The sequence below is a fragment of the Microbacterium sp. Bi128 genome (genome assembly GCF_918698205.1).
Genome location: NZ_CAKKMM010001249.1, coordinates 1 through 1,509 on the forward strand (window position 1 = coordinate 1; position 1,509 = coordinate 1,509).

Consider the following 1,509-nt stretch of genomic DNA (forward strand, 5'->3'; position numbering starts at 1 on the left):
GTCCGGTGGCACGGCGGGTGCAGCATCAGCACAAGACCCGGCCAACCTGCCCTGGGTGGACGCCCTCTGGGAGTCCATCAGGCGATCGGCAACAGACTAGAAGCGGCGCCCGCCGCCGGGATTGTCCCGCGGACAATCCGGAACAGGGCAGGAAGGTGCCACTCCCGTGGACGAGAACCGAGTGGACCAGAACCGAGCAGCCGAGAACAACGACGGGGCCAAGACCCCGGCACCACGGCACAGGGCAGACGCCCCGGAGGGCTCCCGCCAGCCGTCGCCGCACGATCTCGAGGTCCTCAGCCGCCAGTTGGGCCGGCCCGTGCGCGACGTCGTCGAAATCCCGGCACGCTGCGTCTGCGGAAACCCGCTCGTCGCCGCCACTTCGCCGCGGCTCAGCAACGGTACGCCGTTCCCCACCACGTTTTACCTCAGCCACCCTGTTATCAGGTCGGCGCTATCGCGGCTGGAGGCCGCCGGGCTGATGAACGAAATGAACGACCGGCTCGCTGCCGACGCCGGCCTCGCGGCCCGGTACCGGTCCGCCCACGAGGCATATCTGGCCTCCCGTGCCGAGATCGGCGCGCGCTCCGGCATCGGGGCCGTTCCCGAAATTGACGGCGTCTCCGCCGGCGGGATGCCGACCCGCGTCAAATGCCTGCACGTCCTCGTGGGGCATTCGCTGGCGGCCGGCCCGGGCGTGAACCCGCTGGGGGATGAATCGATCGCGGCCATCGCCGAATGGTGGACCGTGGAGCGCTGTTACTGCGACGGCGCCTGGGACACCGGCGGGGAGGCCCCGTCCCGGGACCTCAGCCGCCATGGCCCCCAAGGCCTGCCGGAGATCGTGGGCCGGCCCGCACCGGTCCGCAAGTCCCGCGTCGACGCCGCCGGCGCCGATAACACGGCCGCCACCGCCGGTGCTGCTGAGACGGCCGGTACCACCGGCACGGGGGAGTCCAAGTGACCCGGGTCGCGGCCGTAGACTGCGGCACCAACTCCATCCGCCTGCTGATCGCAGATGTGAGCGCAGGCGGCGCAACAGGGCCGGCCACGCCGCGGCTGACCGACATCGTGCGGGAAATGCGCGTGGTCCGGCTGGGCCAGGGCGTGGACTCCACAGGTGAACTGGCCCAGGAAGCGCTCGAGCGCACCTTCGCCGCGACCCGGGACTACGCTGCCCTCATCCGCGAGCACGGCGCCGAAAAAGTGCGCTTCGTGGCCACCTCCGCCACCCGCGATGCCCGCAACCGCCAGGTTTTCGTCGACGGCATCCGCGACATCCTCGGCGTCGAACCCGAGGTGATCACCGGCGACGAGGAAGCCGCGCTGTCCTTCGCCGGCGCCAGCAGTGTCCTGCCCTCCCGCGGGCAGGACCCCGTGCTGGTGGTGGACCTCGGCGGCGGCAGCACGGAGTTCGTGCTGGGCAACGCCGACGGCGTCATCGCGGCCCGCTCGGTCGACGTCGGCTGCGTCCGGATGACCGAACGGCACCTGCGCAGCGATCCGCCC

At 71.4% G+C, this 1,509-nt stretch carries 1 protein-coding gene and 1 pseudogene; both read left to right on the forward strand.

All coding sequences use genetic code 11. The annotated features are described in order from the left end of the window. Positions 1-166 precede the first annotated feature (166 nt). Positions 167-964, forward strand: coding sequence for a DUF501 domain-containing protein (locus tag LQV45_RS31715; RefSeq protein WP_374208355.1), 798 nt, complete (start codon positions 167-169; stop codon positions 962-964). Further along, positions 961-1,509 (forward strand): annotated as a pseudogene (locus LQV45_RS31720) (exopolyphosphatase); the annotation flags it as partial. The gene LQV45_RS31715 and the pseudogene LQV45_RS31720, both read left to right, overlap by 4 nt.